Source organism: Paraburkholderia sp. GAS82, assembly GCF_050436285.1.
Taxonomy (GTDB): domain Bacteria; phylum Pseudomonadota; class Gammaproteobacteria; order Burkholderiales; family Burkholderiaceae; genus Paraburkholderia; species Paraburkholderia phenazinium_B.
Genome location: NZ_JBNDLX010000001.1, coordinates 352,675 through 374,964, shown reverse-complemented (window position 1 = coordinate 374,964; position 22,290 = coordinate 352,675). Strand labels below are relative to the sequence as shown.

Annotated in this window: 23 protein-coding genes; 15 read left to right on the top strand and 8 right to left on the bottom strand. The window is 63.4% G+C overall.

The window, feature by feature from the left end:
* The first annotated feature begins 13 nt into the window (after window positions 1–13).
* The 5 genes from P3T17_RS01780 (at window position 14) to P3T17_RS01760 (ending at window position 4,563) form a co-directional block, all read left to right on the top strand.
* Entirely contained in the window at window positions 14–898 is an 885-nt protein-coding gene (locus tag P3T17_RS01780) for a TauD/TfdA dioxygenase family protein (RefSeq protein ID WP_429404341.1), read from the top strand.
* On the top strand, window positions 895–1,920 hold the full coding sequence (locus P3T17_RS01775; protein WP_429404339.1) for a hydroxyacid dehydrogenase: 1,026 nt from the start codon (window positions 895–897) through the stop codon (window positions 1,918–1,920). The genes P3T17_RS01780 and P3T17_RS01775 overlap by 4 nt, the downstream gene beginning before the upstream one ends.
* A gap of 58 nt (window positions 1,921–1,978) precedes the next feature.
* Window positions 1,979–2,404: a DoxX family protein gene (locus tag P3T17_RS01770; RefSeq protein ID WP_429404337.1), complete on the top strand. Its 426-nt coding sequence runs from the start codon at window positions 1,979–1,981 to the stop codon at window positions 2,402–2,404.
* A gap of 81 nt (window positions 2,405–2,485) precedes the next feature.
* Entirely contained in the window at window positions 2,486–3,991 is a 1,506-nt protein-coding gene (locus P3T17_RS01765) for a UbiD family decarboxylase (RefSeq protein ID WP_429404335.1), read from the top strand.
* Window positions 3,988–4,563, top strand: coding sequence for a UbiX family flavin prenyltransferase (locus P3T17_RS01760; RefSeq protein WP_429404333.1), 576 nt, complete (start codon window positions 3,988–3,990; stop codon window positions 4,561–4,563). Before P3T17_RS01765 ends, P3T17_RS01760 begins: the two co-directional genes overlap by 4 nt.
* Window positions 4,564–4,610: 47 nt before the next feature.
* Here the strand turns inward: P3T17_RS01760 and P3T17_RS01755 are convergent, their stop codons facing one another.
* The gene (locus tag P3T17_RS01755; protein ID WP_429404331.1) at window positions 4,611–5,948 is read right to left on the bottom strand and encodes an MFS transporter; all 1,338 of its coding nucleotides are present in this window, start codon (window positions 5,946–5,948) and stop codon (window positions 4,611–4,613) included.
* Between the two features lie 154 nt (window positions 5,949–6,102).
* Here P3T17_RS01755 and P3T17_RS01750 point away from each other — a divergent pair, with 154 nt between their 5' ends.
* From P3T17_RS01750 to P3T17_RS01705, 10 genes are all read left to right on the top strand, one after another.
* Window positions 6,103–7,107, top strand: a complete 1,005-nt coding sequence (locus tag P3T17_RS01750) for a LysR family transcriptional regulator (RefSeq protein WP_429404330.1) — start codon at window positions 6,103–6,105, stop codon at window positions 7,105–7,107.
* A gap of 115 nt (window positions 7,108–7,222) precedes the next feature.
* Complete coding sequence (gstA, locus tag P3T17_RS01745) at window positions 7,223–7,834, top strand: glutathione transferase GstA (protein ID WP_429404328.1); 612 nt, start codon at window positions 7,223–7,225, stop codon at window positions 7,832–7,834.
* A 49-nt stretch (window positions 7,835–7,883) separates the two neighbouring features.
* Window positions 7,884–8,288 (top strand): heme-binding protein, encoded by a 405-nt coding sequence (locus P3T17_RS01740; protein WP_429404326.1) that lies wholly within the window; start codon window positions 7,884–7,886, stop codon window positions 8,286–8,288.
* A 412-nt stretch (window positions 8,289–8,700) separates the two neighbouring features.
* A complete protein-coding gene (locus P3T17_RS01735) occupies window positions 8,701–9,705 on the top strand; it encodes an aliphatic sulfonate ABC transporter substrate-binding protein (RefSeq protein WP_429404324.1) in 1,005 nt (334 codons plus the stop codon).
* 8 nt (window positions 9,706–9,713) lie between these two features.
* Entirely contained in the window at window positions 9,714–10,649 is a 936-nt protein-coding gene (locus P3T17_RS01730) for an ABC transporter permease (protein WP_429404323.1), read from the top strand.
* Complete coding sequence (locus tag P3T17_RS01725; protein WP_429404321.1) at window positions 10,646–11,395, top strand: ABC transporter ATP-binding protein; 750 nt, start codon at window positions 10,646–10,648, stop codon at window positions 11,393–11,395. Before P3T17_RS01730 ends, P3T17_RS01725 begins: the two co-directional genes overlap by 4 nt.
* A gap of 92 nt (window positions 11,396–11,487) precedes the next feature.
* Window positions 11,488–12,351: a transporter substrate-binding domain-containing protein gene (locus P3T17_RS01720; RefSeq protein ID WP_429404319.1), complete on the top strand. Its 864-nt coding sequence runs from the start codon at window positions 11,488–11,490 to the stop codon at window positions 12,349–12,351.
* A complete protein-coding gene (locus P3T17_RS01715; RefSeq protein ID WP_429404317.1) occupies window positions 12,348–13,091 on the top strand; it encodes an amino acid ABC transporter permease in 744 nt (247 codons plus the stop codon). The genes P3T17_RS01720 and P3T17_RS01715 overlap by 4 nt, the downstream gene beginning before the upstream one ends.
* Window positions 13,081–13,887, top strand: a complete 807-nt coding sequence (locus P3T17_RS01710) for an amino acid ABC transporter permease (RefSeq protein WP_429404315.1) — start codon at window positions 13,081–13,083, stop codon at window positions 13,885–13,887. Before P3T17_RS01715 ends, P3T17_RS01710 begins: the two co-directional genes overlap by 11 nt.
* The gene (locus P3T17_RS01705; protein WP_429404314.1) at window positions 13,874–14,734 is read left to right on the top strand and encodes an amino acid ABC transporter ATP-binding protein; all 861 of its coding nucleotides are present in this window, start codon (window positions 13,874–13,876) and stop codon (window positions 14,732–14,734) included. The genes P3T17_RS01710 and P3T17_RS01705 overlap by 14 nt, the downstream gene beginning before the upstream one ends.
* Before the next feature lie 89 nt (window positions 14,735–14,823).
* Here the strand turns inward: P3T17_RS01705 and P3T17_RS01700 are convergent, their stop codons facing one another.
* The 7 genes from P3T17_RS01700 to P3T17_RS01670 form a co-directional block, all read right to left on the bottom strand.
* Window positions 14,824–16,155, bottom strand: coding sequence for an LLM class flavin-dependent oxidoreductase (locus P3T17_RS01700; protein WP_429404312.1), 1,332 nt, complete (start codon window positions 16,153–16,155; stop codon window positions 14,824–14,826).
* A complete protein-coding gene (locus P3T17_RS01695; RefSeq protein ID WP_429404310.1) occupies window positions 16,152–17,525 on the bottom strand; it encodes an MmgE/PrpD family protein in 1,374 nt (457 codons plus the stop codon). Before P3T17_RS01695 ends, P3T17_RS01700 begins: the two co-directional genes overlap by 4 nt.
* 308 nt (window positions 17,526–17,833) lie before the next feature.
* Complete coding sequence (locus P3T17_RS01690; protein ID WP_429404308.1) at window positions 17,834–18,601, bottom strand: amino acid ABC transporter ATP-binding protein; 768 nt, start codon at window positions 18,599–18,601, stop codon at window positions 17,834–17,836.
* On the bottom strand, window positions 18,598–19,278 hold the full coding sequence (locus P3T17_RS01685) for an ABC transporter permease subunit (protein ID WP_429404306.1): 681 nt from the start codon (window positions 19,276–19,278) through the stop codon (window positions 18,598–18,600). The genes P3T17_RS01690 and P3T17_RS01685 overlap by 4 nt, the downstream gene beginning before the upstream one ends.
* A 20-nt stretch (window positions 19,279–19,298) precedes the next feature.
* Window positions 19,299–20,078: an amino acid ABC transporter substrate-binding protein gene (locus P3T17_RS01680; RefSeq protein WP_429404304.1), complete on the bottom strand. Its 780-nt coding sequence runs from the start codon at window positions 20,076–20,078 to the stop codon at window positions 19,299–19,301.
* A 175-nt stretch (window positions 20,079–20,253) separates the two neighbouring features.
* Complete coding sequence (locus P3T17_RS01675; RefSeq protein ID WP_074264048.1) at window positions 20,254–20,862, bottom strand: ANTAR domain-containing response regulator; 609 nt, start codon at window positions 20,860–20,862, stop codon at window positions 20,254–20,256.
* Window positions 20,859–22,025: a transporter substrate-binding domain-containing protein gene (locus tag P3T17_RS01670; RefSeq protein WP_429288277.1), complete on the bottom strand. Its 1,167-nt coding sequence runs from the start codon at window positions 22,023–22,025 to the stop codon at window positions 20,859–20,861. Before P3T17_RS01670 ends, P3T17_RS01675 begins: the two co-directional genes overlap by 4 nt.
* Between the last annotated feature and the right edge of the window lie 265 nt (window positions 22,026–22,290).

The window sequence follows — 22,290 nt, the reverse complement described above, 5'->3', positions numbered from 1 at the left end:
CGGGAACATACACATGAAAAAAATCGATCTGGGTCAATCGTTCGCGACGGCGATCGTCGATTTCGACATCGCCGCGGCAACGGACCGCGAAATCGCCGCGATCCGCGAGCTGACGTACTCACGCAAGGTCGTCGCGCTGAAGAAACAGCCGATGAATCGCGACGCGTATCTGGGTTTCGGCCGGCACTTCGGCGAACCAGAACAGTTTCGGCTCAAGAACTATCACGACCCCGACTACCCGAACATCCTCGTGATCGACAACCGGAACGGGGGCGCCAGCGGTCTATCGGTAGGCGCACGCAAGCTCGGCAACATGTGGCACAGCGATTCCTCGTATCTGACCGAACCGCTGCCGCTCACTTTCCTGCACGCGCAGCGCGTGCCAGACGGCGAAGGCCAGGGCGACACGCTGTTCATCGACATGCAGGAGGCGCTGCGCACGCTGCCGGCGCGCCTGCGGAAGCGCATTGAGGGTCGTCAGGCGACGCACGACGTGCGCTGGACCTATAAGGTCAAGCAGAGCGATCTCGGTGAATCGGTGCAGGAGATCTTCCAGCGCCTAGCCACCACGTTCCCGGCCGTCTCGCATCCGACCATCGTGCGTCATCGCCACACGGGCCACGAAACGCTCTACTTGAGCCCCGGCTACACCACGCATATAGAGGGATATTCGGACGAAGACAGTCGCGCGTTGCTCGGCGAGATCTTCGCCCACGTGCTGCAGCCCAGACATATTTTCACCTACCACTGGGGAACGAACGATCTCCTGATCTGGGATAACCGCTCGGTGATCCACTGCGCGACCGATCTGCCGCGCGAGGCTGAACGCATCATGCATCGGATCGGTATCAACGACGGTGGATTCTTCGCCACGCAGGAAGAGGGGGTGACGGCATGACGGATTCCCAGGCAAACGCCAACGGCGGCAAGAAACGGCTGCTGGTCGCGCACATTCTCGGGCATACGGGCAAGGATATCCTCGCCGCTCGAGAGGATGTCGAAGTGATCGAGTTCGCCAACACGATCGGGCAGGACGCGTTTCGCGCCCTGCTGGCCGCCCAGCCGGTCGTGCACGGCGTGATCCTCGGCCTGACCGCCTTCGGTCGCTCCGAACTCGCAGCCGCCAAGGGCCTGCAGGTGGTGTCGCGGATCGGCGTCGGCTATGACGCCGTGGACGTGCCGGCCATGAGCGCGGCCGGCATCCCGGTCATGATCGGCACCGGCGCGAACTGCGACACAGTCGCCGAGCACACGTTATCGTCCATGCTCGCGCTCACCAAGCGCGTGCACGAACTCGACGCGCTGGTTCGGATGAACCGATGGCACGAACGCTACCGCTATCTGCCGGGTGAACTACGCGGCCGTGAGGTGCTGATCGTCGGATTCGGCCGGATCGGCTCACGCGTCGCACGGCTGTGTCAAGCCTTCGGTATGCGCGTGCGCGCCTATGACCCGTACGTGGCCCACGACGCGCTGCGCGCAGCCGGTGTCGATCCGGTCGCCGATATCGATGCGGCATTGCCCGGCGCCGAGTTTGTCACGCTGCACTGCCCGAAGACGACCGAGACGATCGGCCTGATCGACGCAGCGCGCCTAGCCCGGTTCCGGCATGGTGCGTTCCTCATCAACACGGCGCGCGGCGGCATCGTCGACGAAAACGCGCTGGCCGAGAAGCTGTCGAACGGACGTCTCGCCGGCGCGGCCATAGACGTGTTCGTGCCCGAGCCACCCGCACCAGGCAACCCATTGCTGGAGATGTCAAACGTGATCTGCTCGCCGCATCTGGCGGGAGTCACGCGCGAGGCGGTCGAGCGCATGGCGCAGTTCGCCGTCGTCAACGCGCTGAGCGTGTTGGACGGCGAGCCGCAACTCGACAACGCCGTCAATCGCAACGCCGGTGCCACGCTAGCGACCGCCTGACACGTGCCGGTCCGGCGGACCGCCGGACCGGAGCTTACCCATGCACAGGAGCACAACAATGACAACGCTTCGCTACCACTTCCTGGAAGACCAGCGCGACGCCATGATCCTGCTCGCGAGGATCATGATCCTCGCGATCTATCTCTATTTCGGCTGGACCTACCTGACCGATCACGCTACGGTGCTCGCCTACCTGCGCTCGGTCCATGCACCGGTGCCAGAATTCACGGCGATCGTCGCAACCGTCATCGAATTCTTCGGCGGCCTCGTGCTGCTGTTCGGTTTCTGGACGCGCCCGCTCGCTGCGCTGTTCGCCGTCTATACGATCGGCACCGGCATCATCGGCCACGCGTTCTGGAATTCGACGAATCCGGCCGAGCATCACGCCTTCTTCGTCCACTTCTTCAAGAACATCAGCATCTCGGCCGGCTTCCTGTTCCTATGCGCGCTCGGGCCAGGCAAATACTCGATCGACGGCAAGTAAGGCCCCCCGCCTTGCCGGGCACGAAAGGACGATGCGAAGGCATCGTCCTTTCGTCAATCTTCCAAGAATACGGAGTCCCACATGACTGACAACACTGGACCGGTCGCCGACTTGCGCGACTGGCTGGCCCGCGTCGAGCGCATCGGCGAGTTGCAACGGATCGACGCACCCGTCGACGCCCGCGAGGAAATGAGCGCGATCACCTATCTACTAGCGAAGACCGAAACCTCGCCCGCCGTGCTATTCGACACCGACGCGAAGCCCTACGGCTTTCGCCATCTCTGGAACCTGTTCGGACCCAGCGTCGCGCGCACCGCGATCACGCTCGAGGAAGACCCTGCCACGCCCACGCTGGAACTGATCCGCCGCACCAAGGAGAAGCTGCGCGTTGCGATCGACCCGTGCGAAGGGCCAGCCGCCGAGGCGCCGCTCTACCAGAACAGCCTGTACGGCGCCGACATCGACCTTTCGAAGCTGCCAATCCCGCAGCATTGGCCGCGCGACGGCGGCCGCTATGCGGGCACGGCCGACGCCGTCATCACTCGCGATCTCGAATCGGGCTACCTGAACGTCGGCACCTACCGGATGATGATCCAGGGACCGCGCCAGGTCGGCCTTTCGCTGGCGCCGGGCAAGGACGCACTACGCCATATCCACCTGGCCTGGGCGCGCGGCGAGGCGCTGCCAGTCGCGGCGGCCTGGGGCGTTGATCCGCTGCTGATGGTGGCGGGCTCGCAATCGCTGCCGCCGGGCGTGTCGGAATATGGCTTTGCGGGCGGCATCAAGGGTCGCGCCATCGACGTGGTTCGCGCGACGCAATCCGACCTGCTGGTGCCGGCCGCGGCCGAGATCGTCATGGAAGGGCTGATCCATCCAGGCGCGACGAAGGAGGAGGGTCCGTTCGGCGAATTCACCGGCTACTACGGCACCAAGGACATCAACTGCCCGCTGATCGAGGTGACGGCGCTCCACTTCCGCCACCGACCGATCCTGACCAATGCGTTGATGGCCGACTATCCGTCGAACGAACAGAGCGCGTTCTTCTCGACCATCCGCTCCGCGAAGATTTGGGCCGATCTCGACAAGCTCGGCATTCAGGGTATTAAGGGCGTCTATGCCCATCCGGCTGCGGCCGGCGCGTTCGCTCTGGTCGTCATCAGTCTCGAACAGCGTTACGCGGGCCACGCCGCACAGGCGCTATCGCTCGCGGCGCAGGTGCCCGGCGGCGCCTACGTCACGAAATGGATCATCGCCGTGGACGACGATGTCGACCCGACCGATATGGATCAGGTGCTGTGGGCGATGGGCACGCGTACCAACCCGGTCGACGACATCGACATTCTGCGCAACACACGTGGTTCACCGCTCGACCCCTCGCAGAACCCGCCCGAGAAGCGGCTGTACGGCTCCAAAGCGCTCATCAACGCCTGCAAGGACTACCGTCACCTCAAGATATTGCCGCGCCGCACGCTGCTGCGCGAATCAGTCTACCAGCAGGTTGCCGAACGCTGGCGCGAACTCGGGCTGCCAGGCGAGCCGGCCCGTGTCGAGCGCTTCGACACGGTAGACAGCGAGGGTGAAGCATGAGCGCGGCCGCACCCGTGCGGCGCGTAGTCGTTGGCATCACTGGCGCGAGCGGCATCCTGTACGGAATCCGCACGCTGGAATGCCTGCGGCGCCTCGAGATCGAGACGCACCTTGTCATGACGCGCGCCGCGCACGTCACGCTGACCCACGAACTGCCGTGGACAGCCGAGCAGGTCAAGGACCTGGCAAGCGTCCACTACGCATCGACCGACATAGGCGCGGCCATCGCCAGCGGTTCGTTCCGCACCATGGGGATGATGATCGCGCCGTGCTCGATCAAGAGCCTGTCCGAGATCGCCACGAGCGTGACCGGCGGCCTGCTGTCACGCGCTGCCGACGTCACGCTCAAGGAGCGGCGCCCTCTGGTGTTGATGGTGCGCGAGACGCCGCTGCATCTCGGCCACCTACGTTCGATGACGCAGGTGACCGAGATGGGTGCGATCGTTATGCCTCCGGTGCCGGCGTTCTACGCGAAGCCGGAATCGATCGACGACATCGTTGACCACAGTGTCGGCCGCATGCTCGACCTGCTCGGGCTCGACAGCGGCAGTGTGCGGCGCTGGGGATCGTGATGAGACCCTCGCCGCGCACGGCGATCCCGCCTTCTTCGAGCGGTCTGTCAGGCCTCGACGGAGGCCGTCCCGCGCGCAGGGCGATAAAGGCGCGCGAAGCTCAGCGCCGCGGCGCCGCAGAACGCGGCCGCAATAGCGAGCAGCGCGAGTCGAGTATCGACGCGGCCGTTGTTCATCAGCGCGCCAAGGCATGCGATGCCGAGCGCACCGCCACTCTGCCGCGCGGCATTAACCACCCCAGAGGCGATGCCGGCTCGCTGCGGCGGCACCTCGGCGAGCGCCGAGGCAACGATCAGCGGCAGCGTCGCGCCGCCCGTTCCGAGCAGCAAGGCGGTCAGCGTGAAAGGTCCGCGCGCCACGCCGAACAGGCACGACACGAGCGCACCGACGGCGCCGGCCAGCATGCCGAGCGCCATCACGCGGTGCGCGCCGAACGCCTCGGCCAGGCGTCCAGAAAGGGCTGCGGCTACGCCTGTCGTGATCGTCATCGGCGCGAGCCGCAGGCCCACCGCCAGCGGCTCGCTGCCATGCACCTGCAACGCAACGGGCAGCACGAACAGCGTCCCGAAATAGGCAAAGGTCTGCAGGAACGCGATGCCGACCGTTGCCGCGAAGGGGCGCGACGCGAACAGTTGCGGCGGCAGCATGGGCTCGGCGACACGCCGCTCGAAGGCGACCAACGCGCAAGCGGCCGCCATGCCCATGACCAATGCTGTGACGATCGCCGGTGCATGCCAGCCGAGCACGGGCGCCTCGATCAGCGCGAATGTGATGGCCGCAAGTGCCACCGCCGACAAGGCCACGCCACACGGATCGAAGGCGCGCGCATGCTCGGCGCGCTGCTCGCCGCAACGCAGCGCGGCGCCGATCGCGACCAGGGAGAACGGCGCGTTCAGATAGAAGATCGCGCGCCAGTTCGTCAGTTCGCAGAGCAGGCCGCCGACGACCGGGCCGGCAACCAGGCCGACCGCCGAGATGCCGCCCCACAGTGCGATCGCGCGGGCGCGCCGGGCTGGGTCGGGATAGGCGGCGGCGAGCAGCGCCATCGAACTAGGCAGCATCATCGCCGCGCCCAGGCCCTGCGCCGCGCGCGCCGCAATCAGCGCGCCGATGCCGGGTGCGCCGCCGCAGGCCATCGACGCGCCCATGAAGACGACCAGGCCGACCACAAAGGTGCTGCGCGCGCCGAGCCGGTCGCTGGCCGAGCCGGTCGCGAGCAGCAAGCTCGCGAACACCAGCGTGTAGGCGCCTGCGATCCACTGGAGCCGGTCGATGCCGACCGCGAACGAGTGCCCGATGCCCGGCAGAGCGACGTTCAGTGCCGTCACGTCGAGCGCAGTCATCAGCGAGCCGAGCGCAACAGCGACGAGCGCGGCGCCTGCCACGGCAGGCGCCGCGGACGCAGGAGCGGAGGAGGGATCGCGGGAAAGACCTAGTGTCATGGCGGCGGGCTTGATGGGCAGATCATCACCTTACCCGGCGGCCTGCCGCAAGGGAAATTACTTGTTCAACTTTCAACCATAAGTCGGACTACTGATCATGATGAATTTGATGCATTGGCGTTTGCTGGTGGCCGTGGCCGATGCTGGCTGTGTCTCGAAGGCTGCCTCGCAGGTCGGCATCACGCAATCGGGTGCGAGCCAGGCCATCAGCCACCTGGAGGACATGCTCGGCGTGAAGGTGCTGTTGCGCGATCGACGCCGCACCACTGTGACAGCGATCGGTGAACAGGTGATCGCGCAGGCGCGGCGCATGCTGATCGAGTGGGAGTCGATCAAGACACTGGTCGATACTTCGCGCGGCCTGCATGCGGGACGCATCAAGCTCGCGACGTTCCCGTCGGTCTTCACAAGCCTGCTACCAAGCTTCCTGCAATCATTCGGGCAGCAGTATCCCGGCATTAACGTCGTCACGCTCGACGGCACCGACGAGGAAATCGAGACATGGCTCGCCGACGGCACGGTAGACGTCGGCGTGGTGATGAACCCCAGCGCCGAGCGCGAGGCGTTCGTACTTGGCCGCGATATGTGGGTGGTGGTCGCGCCGACCAGCCACCCGTTCGCGCGGCGCTCGAGCGCGATCGGTGTCGCGCTTGAGGAACTGGCGGACGAGCCGTACGTGCTCGCCACCGGTGGCTGCCGCTTGAACAGCCGGCGGCTCTTCGAGGAAGCGGGCTACGCGCTGTCCGATCTGCGCATCTCAGTGCGCGACTGGCCGACCGCGTTCGAACTGATCCGCGAAGGCATGGGTCTGTCGCTCGTGCCGGAATCGATGCTGCCGCTTGCGCGCCAGGGGCTGCGCGTGCTGAACCTCGCTAAGCCGATATATCGCGAGTTCGGGTTGGTCTGCTCCGAAGCAGGCCGGCCCTCGCCTGCCATGCACGCATTCTTCGATCAATTGCGACACGCACGCGGAGTAGCGCGGGTCGCTGCGCGCCGTCACGCGTCGCTCGAACCGCGCCCCATGACGGTCCCCGCCGTCGTGGCGGACGAGCATGTCGACAAGGTCATAAGAATTGCTAATGCTCACCCGGTCGAATGCTAACTTTGCGTACTGCTCTAGCGGGCTCTAGGATCGTCTTACCCACCGAACGCGACACGATGCGCAGCTAACGCCGCTGCACCCGGCGCGTCTCAACGTCACAGAAGGATCCAAACTGATGAAACTCTACTTCGCTCCCAATGCATGCTCGCTCTCACCGCACATCGTCCTTCGCGAACTAGGCCTGCCGTTCGAGCTGATCCGCGTTAACAACAAGACCAAGCAGACCTCCGAGGGTCGCAGCTTCCTCGAAGTAAACCCGAAGGGTTATGTCGCCGCGCTCGTGCTCGACAACGGCGAGGTGCTGACCGAAGGCCCAGCAATCCTCCAATACCTGGCCGACCTGAAGCCCGAAGCGAAGCTCGCTCCGGCGAACGGCACCTGGGAACGCGTACGGCTCCAGGAAGTGCTGAATTTCGTCACTTCGGAAATCCACGCCGGATGCAGCCCACTGTTCAGCAGCGATATTCCCGAGAACGTGAAAGACATTATCAAGGAGAAGTTTTACAAGCGCCTGGATAACCTCGACGCCACGCTCTCGCACAAGGACTGCCTGCTTGGGGAGTTCGGCGTGGCGGACGCGTATCTGTACACGGTACTGACGTGGCTGCCGCACTTCTCGATCGACATCAAGCGCTGGCCGTCACTTGCACGCTTCATGGACCGCATCGGCGCACGCGCCGCGGTAAAAGCCGCGCTCGCCGCCGAAGAAGCAACAAGTCCCGTATAAAACCGCGCATTCAACTGCACATCCATTCCCTGACGACACCTCGATAACGATGAGAACCAAGACCGTACTGACCAACGACGACGTTAAAAATATTGCCGCTGCCGCCGAGCGGCATGCACTGGCCCGCAATTGGCCAGTGACGATCGTCATCTTCGACGACGGCGGCCATCTGCTGCACCTCAACCGGCTCGACGGCGCCACGCTCAGTTCGATCGAGATGGCGCTCGCGAAGGGCCGCACGGCTGCATTGGGCCGCCGCGAAAGCAAGTTCTATGAGGATCTTGTCAAGCAGGGGCGCGTCGCCTTCCTGAGTGCGCCGATGATGGGTTTCCTCGAAGGCGGCGTGCCAATCGTTGTTGCGGGCGAGGTCGTCGGTTCGGTCAGCGTATCGGGTGTGAAGTCGGAGGAAGACGCCGAAATCGCGCGCGCCGGAATCGCCGCGCTGGAAATCTGAGAGACTCGCTGAAGCGAGATCTGGCAAATCGTGAAGCACGACGAGGCAGGTGTTACGGCGCTCGTTCAATGCTGGGGGACTAGATGTCGCACCGCAAGCGCCCCTGGAACCAGCAAAGCAACCATCGTTCGAATTGCATGCATTTCCGGCGATCCAGTCAGTTCTGTGCTCACGAATCCAGCCAGTCCCGCGAAGCCAGCCAATTCCTCTTACCTGCGCCACCGGAGGTCACGCCGTCGACTTAACGCCAGTTCCGACGCTTTAACGCCGGCAAACGCCGCCCCCACTCCGCCACGCATGCGATATCGCTGCCGCTGGTTTCCTTGTGATCTTTCGTTAGTTCGTAAAAGCAGCGTCTTTCATTACATTGATCGGTCTGTTCACACCGATCTCTGGAAACTGGGAGACCTAAATGAAGCGGTTCTTCGATCGTTCGTCGGCCCGGCTGGCCATGCTGCTGGCTGTGCTGACATCAGGCCTCGCGACGATGGCGACGGCCTATGCCGCGACCCCGCCGGAGATCCGCGTCGACTATGCGTACTACTCGCCAGAAAGTCTCGTCATCAAACGCTATGGCTGGCTTGAAGACGAGTTCAAGCCCGACCATGCGCAGATCAAATGGGTGTTGAGTCTCGGCAGCAACCGCGCGCTTGAATACCTGAACAGCGGTGCAATCGACATTGGCTCGACAGCAGGCCTCGCCGCCGTGCTTGGCAAGGCGAACGGCAATCCGATCCGGGCCGTTTATATCTTCTCGCGACCCGAATGGACCGCCCTGGTGGTGCGCAAGGACTCGCCGATCAAGACGCTCGCCGACCTGAAGGGTAAAAAGATCGCCGCCACCAAGGGCACCGATCCGTTCCTGTTCACGCTGCGTGCGCTTCATACGGTGGGGCTGACGCGCGACGACGTCGAGCTCGTGAACCTGCAGCATCCGGATGGGCGCACCGCGCTCGCGAACGGCCAGGTGGATGCATGGGCGGGTCTCGATCCGCATATGGCCGCCGCACAGATCGACGACGGTGACCGCCTGCTGTATCGCAACGTCGACTTCAACACGTACGGCTTCCTGGACGCGCGCGAAGCGTTTCTTCAGCAATATCCCGAGACGGTTGCGCGCGTGCTGAAGGTCTACGAAAAGGCACGCGTGTGGATCATTGCGCATCCGGACGACGCCGCGCAAATCGTCGCAGACGAATCGAAGGTCTCGCTGCCGGTCGCAAAGCTGCAGTTGCAGCGCAACGATTTCAGCCACCCTGTTCCGGGCGCACAGCAGATTGAAGCGCTCAAGGCTGCAGCGCCGATTCTCGTTCAGGAGGACCTGGTAAAGCCCGGTACCGATCTGCCGCAGGTGATCGATGCACTGGTCGATTCGCAGGTCGCGCAGCCGGTGGTGACAGCGGCACGGGCCCAGTGAGTTTGACGATGGCGTCTGCTTCCAACGAATCGGTACCGTTCGACGTCGCTGCGGCGCAGAGGCTCACGGAGCATGCGCTACCGTTGGCCGATGGGAATAGCGCGGACGCCGGCGGCGATAATGCAAAGGCACGCGTGCCGCAGTCCCATGGCAGCCTGCGCCACTGGCATATCGCAGGCCTCGCACTACCCGTTGCGTTGCTCGTGCTGATCGAAGTACTGGTGCGCACGAACGTCGTGCCGGATCATCTCCTGCCCGCGCCGAGCACGATTGCGCAGACATTGTGGCAAATGGGTGCTGCGCGCCTCACGCGTCATATTGCGGCCAGTACGCTGCGCGTGCTGGCGGGCTTCGGTATCGGCGCCACGCTAGCTTTAGTCCTCGGTGCCGCGATGGGACTCAGCCGACGCCTCGAAGCCCTGCTCGAGCCGTGCTTTCAGGCACTGCGCTCGATTCCATCGCTGGCATGGGTGCCCGTGTTGCTGCTGTGGATGGGCATCGACGAGGCTCCCAAGATCACTTTGATTGCAATTGGCGCGTTTTTTCCCGTGCATCTGAGCGTGGTGGCGGGCATTCGCGGCGTCGATCGCAAGCTCGTCGAACTCGGCGCGATCTACCGGCTCACACCCACCGCACTGTTCAGACGGATTCTCCTGCCCGCCGCGCTGCCGCAAATTTTTACGGGCTTGCGTACAGGCTTGAGCCTCGCATGGATGTTCATGGTCGCCGCCGAACTGATCGCGGCCACCCGCGGCCTCGGCTACATGTTGAGCGACGGCCGTGAAACCGGTCGCCCCGATCTGGTATTCGGCGCAATCATCCTGCTCGCCATACTCGGCAAGCTGAGCGACGGCGCCATGCGCTGGCTGGAAAACAGCGTGCTTGGCTGGCGCGATGCTTTCGACGCGTACAGCGATCAGGCACACGCACGAGGGAAACGATGAGTAAATCCAGTCAATCGCCCCTGCTGGACGTGCATGTCGAAGCCAAGCACTACACCGCGCGGACGGTGCTCGATCATCTGTCGTTGCGCATCGGACATGGCGAGATTGTGAGCCTGGTTGGACCCAGCGGCTGCGGCAAAAGTACGTTGCTGCGTATAGTCGCCGGACTGGACCGTCAGTATCACGGCGAAGTGCGTTTGAACGGTGTGCCATTGAGCGGACCTTCGTCGCAGATTGGCGTGATCTTCCAGGAGCCGCGTTTACTGCCGTGGCTGACAGTGGCCGATAACGTCGGCTTCGAGGCAGGTTCTGGCGGCGGACGCGAGCCGCGGGTGGGACAGTTGCTCGTCGAAGTGGGACTGGCAGGTCAAGGGCGCACGTTGCCGAAAGCGCTCTCGGGTGGCATGGCGCAGCGCGTCGCAATCGCTCGCGGATTGTTTTCGCAGCCTGATCTGCTGTTGCTCGACGAACCGTTTAGCGCGGTCGACGCGATGACGCGCATGCGCCTGCAGGCATTGCTGTTGTCCGTAGTGCGAGCGCACGGCACAGCCGCCCTGCTGGTCACGCACGATCTGGACGAAGCCCTGTATCTAAGCGACCGCGTGCTGCTGATGGCGGCGGCGCCTGGGCGCATCGACCGCGAGTATCGCGTCACACGACCGCGGCCGCGCGACCGGCGCGATCCTGTGCTCACGGATCTGCGTGCGCAGTTGCTCGAACGGCTCGACGCCTTCGAAGCGGTCTAAAGCAATCCAAAGCGATTTGAAACAGGAAGCGGCGAGGCACGCCGCCATTCACAAGACCAACTCCTATGTCTAACCGTCTGACTTGCCACGCAATGACACAACCTTCCTATCGGCTCTGGCTTCGCACCTTCGCACGGGGCACCGTAATCCGCACCACCCTTCTGCTTGCCGTCGCCCTCGGCGCGAGCGCGGCTCACGCCGACAGCACGCTAGACCGCATTCACGAACGCCACAAAATCGTGGTCGGCGTGATCCTGTCCGGACCGCCGTTCGGCTCGCTCGACCCAGCCACGCAAAAGCCGCTCGGCTTTAACGTCGACCTCGCTGAGAACCTCGCAAAACACCTTGGCGTGGACATCGAAATGATCCCTGTCCAACCATCCAATCGTGTGCAATTCCTGCAGCAGGGCAAGGTCGACGCGCTGATCGCCAACATGGAAGTGACTGAGGAGCGCGCGCAGATTCTCGCGTATCCGCCAACACCGTTCGAGGAAATCGGCGGCGCGCTGATCACTCGCAGAGACAGCGGCATCAAGTCATGGAACGACCTGCGCGGCAAGGCCGTGTGCGTTTCGCAAGGCAGCAACTACACGAAACCGCTCGCCGAGCAGTACGGCGCACAGGTGAAGGCGTTCCGCGGCCAGCCCGAATCGCTGCTCGCATTGCGCGGCAACAACTGCGTAGCCGCAGTGCATGTCGCGCCGACCCTGCGCCTGCTGGTCGCACGCAATCCGGACTGGAAGGACTACACGATCCCCGTGTCGAACGATCTGATCCCCTCGCCCTCGGTAATCTGGGTCCGCAAGGGTGAAACCGATACGCAGAACACCTTCGAGAAAGTGGTCGAGGACTGGCATCGTTCGGGATGGCTGATCGATACCGAACGTAAAAACGGCATGCAGCCGTCGCAAGCGGTGCTCGACCTGCACGCGAAATTCAAGGCACAACCGGCATGAGCCAGGGGCTGCCCGAACAGGCCGTAGCCGCACTCAACAAGTTTGGGCTCGACTACAGTTTCCTGCTCGCCGCCGACGAACGCGCGTCGTTCCTCCACGGCATGCTGGTAACGCTCGAACTTTCCGTGGTGACCGCCTTTTTCAGCCTGATAGCAGGCGTGCTGCTGGCTGCCATGCTGATCTCGCCACGCGCGGCGCTGGCGCGACCCGCGCGCATCTTCGTCGAGGTCACCCGCAACACGCCGACGCTAGTGCAACTCTTTTGCGCGTTCCTCGTGCTAAACATGTTGCTGAGTCAGGCGCTGCGTGAACTAGGTGGCAATCCGTTGACGCCGTTCATCTGGAGCGTCATTGTGATCGCACTGCATAAAGGTGCATTTCACGCGGAAGCGCTACGCGCCGGCATCGAAGCGGTGCCGCGTGCAACGCTCGAAGCCGCGCAATCGCTCGGCTACAGTCGCAGGCAACGGCTATGGAACGTGCAGTTGCCGCTCGCCGTGCGCTTCGCATTGCCGGCACTCGTCAACAACATGGTCGATCTGGTGAAGATGACCACCATCGCCTCGGCCATCGCAGTCGGCGACGTGACATATGCGTCTATCATGATCTGGACGCAGCGCGACAACGTACTTGAACTGATGATCCTGATCCTGCTGTTCTTCGGCGCGCTGACGTACGTGGTCAACCGTGCGGGACGCTGGCTCGAAACCCGTCTGAGGATGCCCGGCTATGGCCACTGAGCCGTTCGCTCTCGATGCCGGAGATGCACGCGGGCGCCGGCCGCGCGCGGTGGTCGCCGTTATCGTGGTGGGCGTGCTCCTCGCGCTGCTCGAACGCGAGCTTGCCGGCCACACCCGCAACGTGACGCTGGCTGCGCTCGTTACGTGGGCCCCTGCACTCCTCAAATCCTTGTGGGTCAACGTCGAAATCAGTCTGCTGGCTATCGCGCTCGGCACCCTGACGGGACTTGCGCTCGGGCCACTGCTGCTGTCGCCGCTGCGTATCGTGCGCGTGCCGGCCCGCATCTACGTGCAGGTGTTTCGCAACGCGCCGCTGCTGGTGCTGATCTACTTCTCGACCTATGTGTTTCCGTTCGAGATTGCGCTCGGCCATCACACGCTGCCATTTCCCGACTGGTTCAAGGTGACGCTCGGCCTCGCCTTGCCGGCGAGCGCCAACGTGGCCGAGATTTTCCGCGGCGCGATCCAGTCGATTCCGCACGCTCAGTGGGACGCCGCTCGTTCGCTCGCCTTCCGCCGCGCCCAGGTGTTCCGCTGGATCATTCTGCCGCAGTGCGTGAAACGCATGCTGCCGCCGTGGATGAACCTGTACGCAAGCATCACGATGGGCACTGCGCTCGCCTCCCTGGTCGGCGTGCACGATCTGCTCGATACCGCTCAGGTCGCGAGCAATACGGTTGCGCGCGCCGACTTCACGGTGCTGGTCTACTTCACCGTACTGGGGCTCTTCTTTGTCTACTGCTACCCGATTGCGCGCTTCACGCGACGCCTCGAAAAACGCTATGCCTTCCGTTGATCCCTCCTCCACAGCGAGCGCTGCTGCGCGCCCACTCGTCAGCCTGCGCAACGTACACCTCGCGTTCGGCGCAAATCCGGTGCTCAACGGTATCGATCTTGACGTATTCCGTGGCCAGGCCGTTTCGATCATCGGCCCGTCGGGCTCCGGCAAGTCCACTATCCTGCGCTGTATTACCGGCCTGCTCAAACCGCAAAGCGGCAGCATCGAGGTAGACGGCACGCGCGTCGATCAACTCAATTCGGAGCGCGACGAAATAGAACTGCGCAAGCGCGTGGGTTTTGTGTTTCAGCAGTACAACCTGTTTCCGCATCTGAGCGTGCTGGACAATCTGGTGATGGCACCCGTGCGCATCCTGCGCCGCGACAAGGCGGACGCAACCCGCACGGCCTACGATCTGCTCGAGAAGGTGCGGCTAGCCGACAAGGCCCACGCGCATCCGGGCGAACTGTCGGGCGGCCAGCAACAGCGGGTGGCCATCGCGCGGGCACTCGCCATGCAACCGGATCTGATCCTGTTCGACGAAGTCACGTCGGCGCTCGATCCGGAGACGGTAGGCGAAGTGCTGACCGTGATCCGCGATCTGGTGAGGGACGGCATGACCTGCGTGCTGGTGACGCATGAAATGCGCTTTGCGGAGGAAGTCAGCGATGCGGTGTACTTCACGGAGGCTGGCGTAATCGTCGAACATGGTCCCGCGCAGCGCCTGTTCCGTGAGCCGGCAAGTCCGCGCACCCGGGCCTTCCTGACGCGTTCGCTGACGGCCGCAAACGACCAGCGCAACGCAGCGCGCTACGACGCGGCGCGTGAGACGATCCCGCTCGATCTGCGTAATTTCGCTATCTGATCTGATGAAGGCCGCGCAGAGGACGCGGCGTATCTGGCAACTCATTCGCACACGCATGTGGCCACATTCGTCGTTACCCGAACTAACGATCAGCGCGCCGCGTAACGACTCGCAGGCCGCGTCAGTCCCAGATGGTCCCGCAGCGTCGTGCCCGAATACTCCGTGCGGAACAGGCCACGCCGCTGCAACTCCGGCACCACCAGTTCGACAAAGTCATCGAGGCCACCCGGGAAATACGGCGGCATGATGTTGAAACCATCCGCACCTTCGCCGACGAACCATTCTTCCAGCGCATCCGCGACCTGGGTCGGCGTGCCCCATACGATGCGATGTCCGCGCGCGCCCGCCACCAGGTGATACAACTCACGTAGCGTCAGGTTTTCGCGGCGTGCGAGGTCGGTTAGCAACTTCGCACGGCTTTTCAGTTGCTCCGATTCCGGCAGTTCCGGCAACGGACCGTCGAGCGGAAACTTCGAGACATCGTGACCGAGACGATCGGACAGCAGCGTCAAGGCACCCGACGTATCGGTCCACTGCTGCAACTGGGCATACTTGTCCTTCGCTTCCTGCTCGGTTCTGCCGATCACCGGGAACACGCCTGGCATCACATGCAGTTGCTCACCTTCGCGGCCGAACCTCGCCAGCCTGCCCTTGAGGTCGCGATAGAAGATGCGTGCTTCGTCGAGGGTCTGCTGCGCGGTGAACACTACCTCCGCGGTGCGCGCGGCCAGATCCTGCCCTGGACCCGAGGAGCCCGCCTGAATCACCACGGGGTGACCTTGCGGAGGACGCGATGCGTTCAACGGGCCTTTCACCGAGAAGAAGCGGCCCTCGTGAGCGAGCGTATGCACCTTGGTGGGATCGAAGTAGACGCCGCTTGCCTTGTCGCGCACGAGCGCATCGTCGTCCCAGCTATCCCACAGACCCTTGACCACGTCGACGAATTCACCGGCCATCTCGTACCGCAACGCGTGATCCGGATGATTGCCGCGCGTGAAGTTCGCGGCGGTCCGGTCGTACGAGGTGGTCACGACATTCCATGCGGCACGGCCCTGGCTCAGATGATCGAGCGAGGCAAAGGCACGCGCCACGTGATATGGCTCGCTATACGTCGTCGACGCGGTGGCGGCGAGGCCGATGTGCCGCGTGCCCATCGCAAGCGCCGACAGCAGACACAGCGGCTCGATGCGCATCGCCATCGACGGATGCGCATCCGGCCCGCTCGTCAGGCCGTCGGCGAGAAACACCATATCGAACTTCGCGCGTTCGGCGGTCTGGGTGATCCGCTGCATCAACGCGAGGTTTTCGCTGCCGGCCTGCGCGTCGGGATGACGCCAGCCCGCGACGTGGTGACCTGCGCCCTGAATGAAGAGTCCAAGGCGCATCTGCCGCTTTTCGGCTGTGGTGTGAAGGGTACTCATGCTTTGATCTTTGCAAACGTTTCGAAAATGAAGGCGAGTTCGTCCGCGCTCTGCATCGTGTCTACCACGGCTGGCAGCGTGGCGAATCCGGCGTGCTGGTCGACCGCATCCGCGAATTTGGCGGGGAGGTCTGCGGCGCTATAGAGCCGGTCGGTTTTATGGCTGAGCACGGTGCCGTTCTTCAATGTGATCGCGACGGTGGAGAAACGCGTCGACGGATCGGTCGAGGCGCGTGGCGCAGTCTCGTCGTGGGTACGCGACACGCGTGCTGCCAGCGCCGTCAATTCGGCGCGTACCCGCACGTCAGCGAAGGTGGCGACACCCGCCCCGCCGTCCGTCAACACAGCGGCCACCGCGTATTCGACGCTGAAGCGCGCCTCGAGACCGGTCGACGGTAGCTCGCCTGATAGTGGCGTATCGCCGCCGGGCGGGAAGGTCACGACCACGCGCTCGATATCCCGCGGTGTCAGTCGATGCGCGGCGCGCAGCGTCAAGGCTGCATGCACGGCATAGTGCGTGGCCGTGCAGCAAGGCCACGGCTTGAAGTAGAGCCCCGGCGCGACAATCTGCCAGGGCGTACCCCAGCCTTCCAGCACCCTTTCAGGCTGCGCTGCGCCGGCTCCGAACACGGAGAAGAAGCCGGTTGGGCCATCCAGAGCACCGGGCGAGCCGTGCAAACCGGCGGCGGCGAGTTGCGCTGCCAGCAGCCCGGCGCGGGCGGCCTGTCCCGCGTGCAGAGGTTTCGCTTCACTGCCGAACTGCAGACGCAGGCCAGCCGATTGCGTCGCGGCAAGCCCCAATGCGTTTTCGATCGCCTCGGCATCCAGCCGCAGCAGGAACGACGCAGCCGCCGCGGCGCCTAGCGTGCCAAGCGTCGCGGTGTTGTGAAAGCCCTGCTCGTAGTGGCGGCTGCCGAGCGCCAGACCTAGCCGCGCCATCGTCTCGACGCCTACCACGTAGGCGGCCAGCAATTCGTTTGCGCTGCTGCTCTGCGTCTGCGCCAGCGCAAACAGCGCCGGTAGCAGGACCGTGCTGGGATGGCCACGCACGCTGCTGTGCACGTCGTCGTAGTCGAGCGCGTGGCCCGCATAGCCGTTGAGCAAGGCTGCATCGAGTGTGCTGACGCGTGCCGGGTAGCCGATCACAGCGGCCTCGCCGCGACTGCCCGCACCGATCACCGCCAGCAGCTTGCGATAACCGGCATCGTCCGCGCCCGCGAAGGCTGCAGCAAGAAAGTCGAGCACACCGAGCCGCGCGGCAGCGATTGCTTCGGTGGAATCAGCGGGTGAGGTACTGGTAATGGCCAGTGCGAGGCGGCGGGTTACGTTGCCGTCAGATTCAGGAGGGGTCAATGTGGATAGGCTGGACATATCGGACAGTGGAGACCTGCAGAGCGCACGCCGGACCCGGCGGAGTTTCCGTTGCCAGAAGACCGACCGGATTCGAGCAGCAAGACGAGAAGCATGCGGCACGAGCGTTTAAACGCGCATCGCCAGCATACGGCTATGAGTCGGATGCTAGCGAACGGCTCCGCCTGTCACAAACAAGATTTCCCGCTTTCGATATCGCGTTTACAGCGATGCTGCAACGGAGGCGTCCGCAGCGCCGTTCGGCCAATCCTTGTGCCGTTGTCGGAGGGGCAGGTCACGCCGGCCAGGTGGAGCAGTACTCGCGCGCTTCACTCCACCCAGGCATCCGGCAAATGCTGCGTCAGTGTCGACACAAAGCGCGCCGTCTCCGCCTCGCGAGGCTGCGTAAAGATCTGCCGCGATGCGCCCGCCTCCACCACGACGCCGTTATTCAGAAACACCACGTCCCGTGCTATGGATGCCGCCAGACGCAGATCATGCGTCGCCATCAGCATCGTCATGCCCTCGCTGGCGAGCTGCCTCAGCACCTCGACCACTTCGGCGGCCAGGCCCGGATCGAGCGCGGAGGTCGGCTCGTCGCACAACAACACCTCCGGCGACGGCGCCAGCGCCCGCGCAATCGCGACACGCTGCTGCTGCCCGCCCGACAGCGTGGCGGGCCACGCATCCGCCTTATGCGCAATGCCGACCTTCGTCAATAGTTCATGCGCCCGCTCGCGTGCCCGCGCCTTGTCCCACTTCTGCACCGTCAGCAGTCCTTCCATCACGTTCTGGATGACCGTCAAATGCGGGAACAACTGGAAGTTCTGAAACACCATGCCCGTGCGGCGCCGGATCGCCAGCACGGCGTCGCGCGCGGGCTTTTGTTCGCGGCTAAATTCGAGCCGCTGGCTACCGAGTTCGAGTGCACCGCCCTCGGGAATCTCCAGCAGGTTCACGCAGCGCAATAGCGTGCTCTTGCCGCTGCCCGACGGGCCGATCAAGGCGGTGACGTTGCCGGAGGCAAGCGTCAGATCGACCTTGCTCAACACCCGGTGTTCGCCAAAGAACTTCTCGATCTGTTCGAGCTTGATCATCCGTTACCTGCCTGGAACAATGCATGGCGGCCGAACCGCTGCTCGAGTTTCACTTGCGCCGACGACAACACCGAACTGATCACCAGATAAACGAGTGCCGCCTCCGAATACAGAATCAGCGGCTCATAGGTAACCGCGGCGATGCGTTGCGCGGCCTGAAACACCTCGGGCACGGTCAGCACGGCCGCAAGCGAAGTGTCCTTGACGAGCGAGATAAACGAATTGGACAACGGCGGCAGCGCAACCCGCGCCGCCTGCGGCAGGATCGCGCGGCGCAGCGCTTCGCCGCGCGTCATCCCCATCGAATAGGCGGCCTCCCACTGCCCTTTCGGAATCGATTCGATCACTCCGCGGATCACTTCGGAGTTGTACGCACCGACATTCAACGAGAAACCGATGATGGCCGCCGTCAACGGGTCAAGCACGATCCCGACATTCGGCAGTCCGTAAAAGATCACGAACAGTTGCACCAGCAACGGCGAGCCGCGAATCAGCCAGACATAGAAACGCACGATCGACACTGCCCAGCGTGGGCCAAACAGGCGGATCAGGGCGGCGGCGAACGCCAACAGTAATCCGAGCACGAACGAAGCGAGCGTGAGCGGCACAGTAAACACGAGCCCCGCGTAGACGAGGGGCCACAGCGACTGCGCCATCAGATGCAACCAGGCTGGCATGATTCAGACCGTCCCGGCGCTTACTGGGAGACGTCCTTGCCAAAATACTTCGCTGAGATCTTCGCGTAGGTGCCATCCGCCTTGATGTCGGCCAGCGCCTTGTCGATGGCGGCCACCAGTGCCGGGTCGCCCTTGCGCAGCAGCACGGCCGACTGGTCGGCGTCGCTCGAGTTGTCCGTGGCGACGACCTTCACCTGCGCATCCGGCTTGTGCTTCTTGAAGTCGAGGAACGACAGCGAATCGTTGACGGTCGCGTCGACGCGGCCGGAGGTCAGCAGATCGATCGATTCGTTAAAGCCCTGCACGGGCACCACATCGGCGCCATGATCCTTGGCGATCTTGCCGAAATTGCTGGTTAACGTGTTGGCCGATTTTTTACCCTTCAGGTCATCGAATGTCTTGATCGTCGTATTGTCCGTGCGCACGATCAGCACCGCGCGGGTGGTAATGTACGGCGTCGAGAAATCGTATTTGGCCTTGCGTGCATCCGTCACCGAGACTTCGTTGATCACCGCGTCGTAGCGGTTCACGTCGAGGCCGGCAATCAGACCGTCCCACTTGCCTTCGACAAACTCCGGCTTGACGCCGAGACGTTGTGCGATTGCAGTCGCGATATCCACGTCGAAGCCCGTCAGCTTGCCCGATTCGTCGTGGTACGTGAACGGCGCGTAGGTGCCTTCCGTGCCGACCTTGAATACACCTGCCGACTTGATCTGGGCGAGTTCGTCCGCAGCGAACGCAGACGTGACGCTCACGGCCTGCAGCAGTGCAATCAGCAGAATGGAACGAATCGATTTCATGAGAAGGTGCTCCGTAGGTATTGGTATGGAGATTCAGTGCTGCCCGGCTAGCCACCCCGGCAGAGTGGGCGGACTGTAGCAAAGCGCCTCCATTTCTACAAAGCATCAAGTTTCCGAAGAATATGCGCCATGGTGATAAGCCGCACAGCCACGCGCTGCGGGGGTTTGGCGCATGTCAGAAGCGCAGCACCTCATCGGCTTTGATGATCGCTTCGGCGATCGTTTCGATGTGCTCGCGCTTGACCATGGCTTGCGAGCGCAACAGGTCGTAGGCCTCCTGCTCGGAGAGATTACGGGTTTCCATCAGGATGGTCTTGGCGCGCTGGATCTGCCGTTGCTCGGCAAGCTTGTCCTCGACGCGCTGTATATAGCGCTCCATTTGCAGGCGATTGCGGTGCTGGTTCAGCGTGACGGCAATCGCCGTCAGCAGGCCGAACGAACGCACCGGCGACGGCACCACGCAATACGCGCCCAATTGCATGACCGCCTCGATGATGATCGGATTCTCGTAACTGACGACGGGAATCACCGGCGGCGCGTTCTTCGCGTTCATCCACGGCAGGCTGACCGAGAGTGTCTCCGGACGGACGGCGAGAAACACGACGTCGGTAGCATCGGGCAACGTGTCGACCGCGGGCCAGATCATCTGAACCTTGCAGCCGATGCGGCACAGTTGTCCAAGCAGCTCTTCGCCGTCCTGATCCTGAGGATGAATGGCCAGCACGCTGAGCGAGCGGATATCGCGAAGCGCCTGAGGGGTACGGGAAGACGAGCGCTGCTTCATGACCGCACCTCGTCGGGGCCACCATGTGGGGCTGCCTCATCGACCAGCGAGTGCGAAATGACAAACGGGTCCGCGCGCGTCCACCCCGGCGAATCGCTCAGGATATCGAACTGGCCATGCCGGTTCAGGCGCCCGATTCGAGGATGCAGATAGGTGTGGTGATTATGTTCGTCGATCCGGATACGCCCCTGCGGCGCATTCAGCTCGAGCCCCGGCAACGTCTTGAGCAAGGCGTTGGTGTCGTCGCCACCGGTAATGCGCATCGCGTTGGCGAGCACGTGCATCTGAAAGTAAGCGGCCTCCCAGCACATGTCGGTGACGACGCCATCGCCGAAGCGCCGGTGATAGTTGGCGAGGCAACGCTGATTGACCGGATCGCTCACCGATTGAAAGTAGGTCGCCGCAGTGATGTGCCCTTCGCCAAGCGCGGCGCCCATCGCCGCCACTTCCGTTTCACTGGTTGTCAGGCTCGCGATCGGGGTCTTGTAAGGATCGAGACCCGCCTCCGCAAACGCGCGATACATGTGCGAGATCCCGCTGCCCACCACGGTCGAAAAGACGAAGTCGGGCGCCTGCGCCGCGATCTTCTTCGCTACGCTCAGATAGCTGGACCAGCCGGCATCGAGAGGCAGATAGATTTCTTCGAGCTTCTCGCCGCCGCGCTCGAACACGAGATCGCTCATGATGCGATTCGACTCGTAAGGGTAAATGTAATCCGAGCCGACCATGAACACACGAGATCCGAATTGCCCGAGCATATAGTCCGCCAGCGGCAGACTGTTCTGGTTCGGTGCGGCGCCGGTGTAAATCACATTGCGGCTGTACTCGAATCCTTCATAGAGTGTCGGGTAGAACAGCAAGGCATTGTGCCGCTCGACGATTGGAATCACCGCCTTGCGCGTGCTCGACATATAGCAACCCACCACGACGCGAATCTGTTCCTCGACGATCAGCTGCTGGATAAGCGCGGCATAGCGGGCCGGCGTCGAAGCGGGATCGCGAAACACCAGTTGCAACTCACGGCCATTGATGCCGCCGGCAAGGTTGATTTCCTCGGCCGCCAGAATCGTTGCGCGCTGCTGCGACAACTCGATCGGAGCGGTCACGCCGGACGAGGAGAACAGCACGCCGACCTTGATCGGCCCATTGGATGATGAGGTCATATTTCAGCCAGAAAGTGACGGCAGGTTGAGCGGCCCACCAGCGCGCAGCGTTGTGCACGACTCCGGTTCCATGCACGGGCATTGTGCGCGTTCACACCAGCTTGGGGAACACGCGGCACGGCAAAACGATGAAGCCGGAAAGACGATCACTGCCTGCGAGCTGACGGTAATGTACCGAACCAAAAGGCGTTGCGCGTGAATTGCGTGCTTGAGGACGCCTGGAAACTTGCGCACACAACACCGATGGCACAGCTTTTGCGTTATC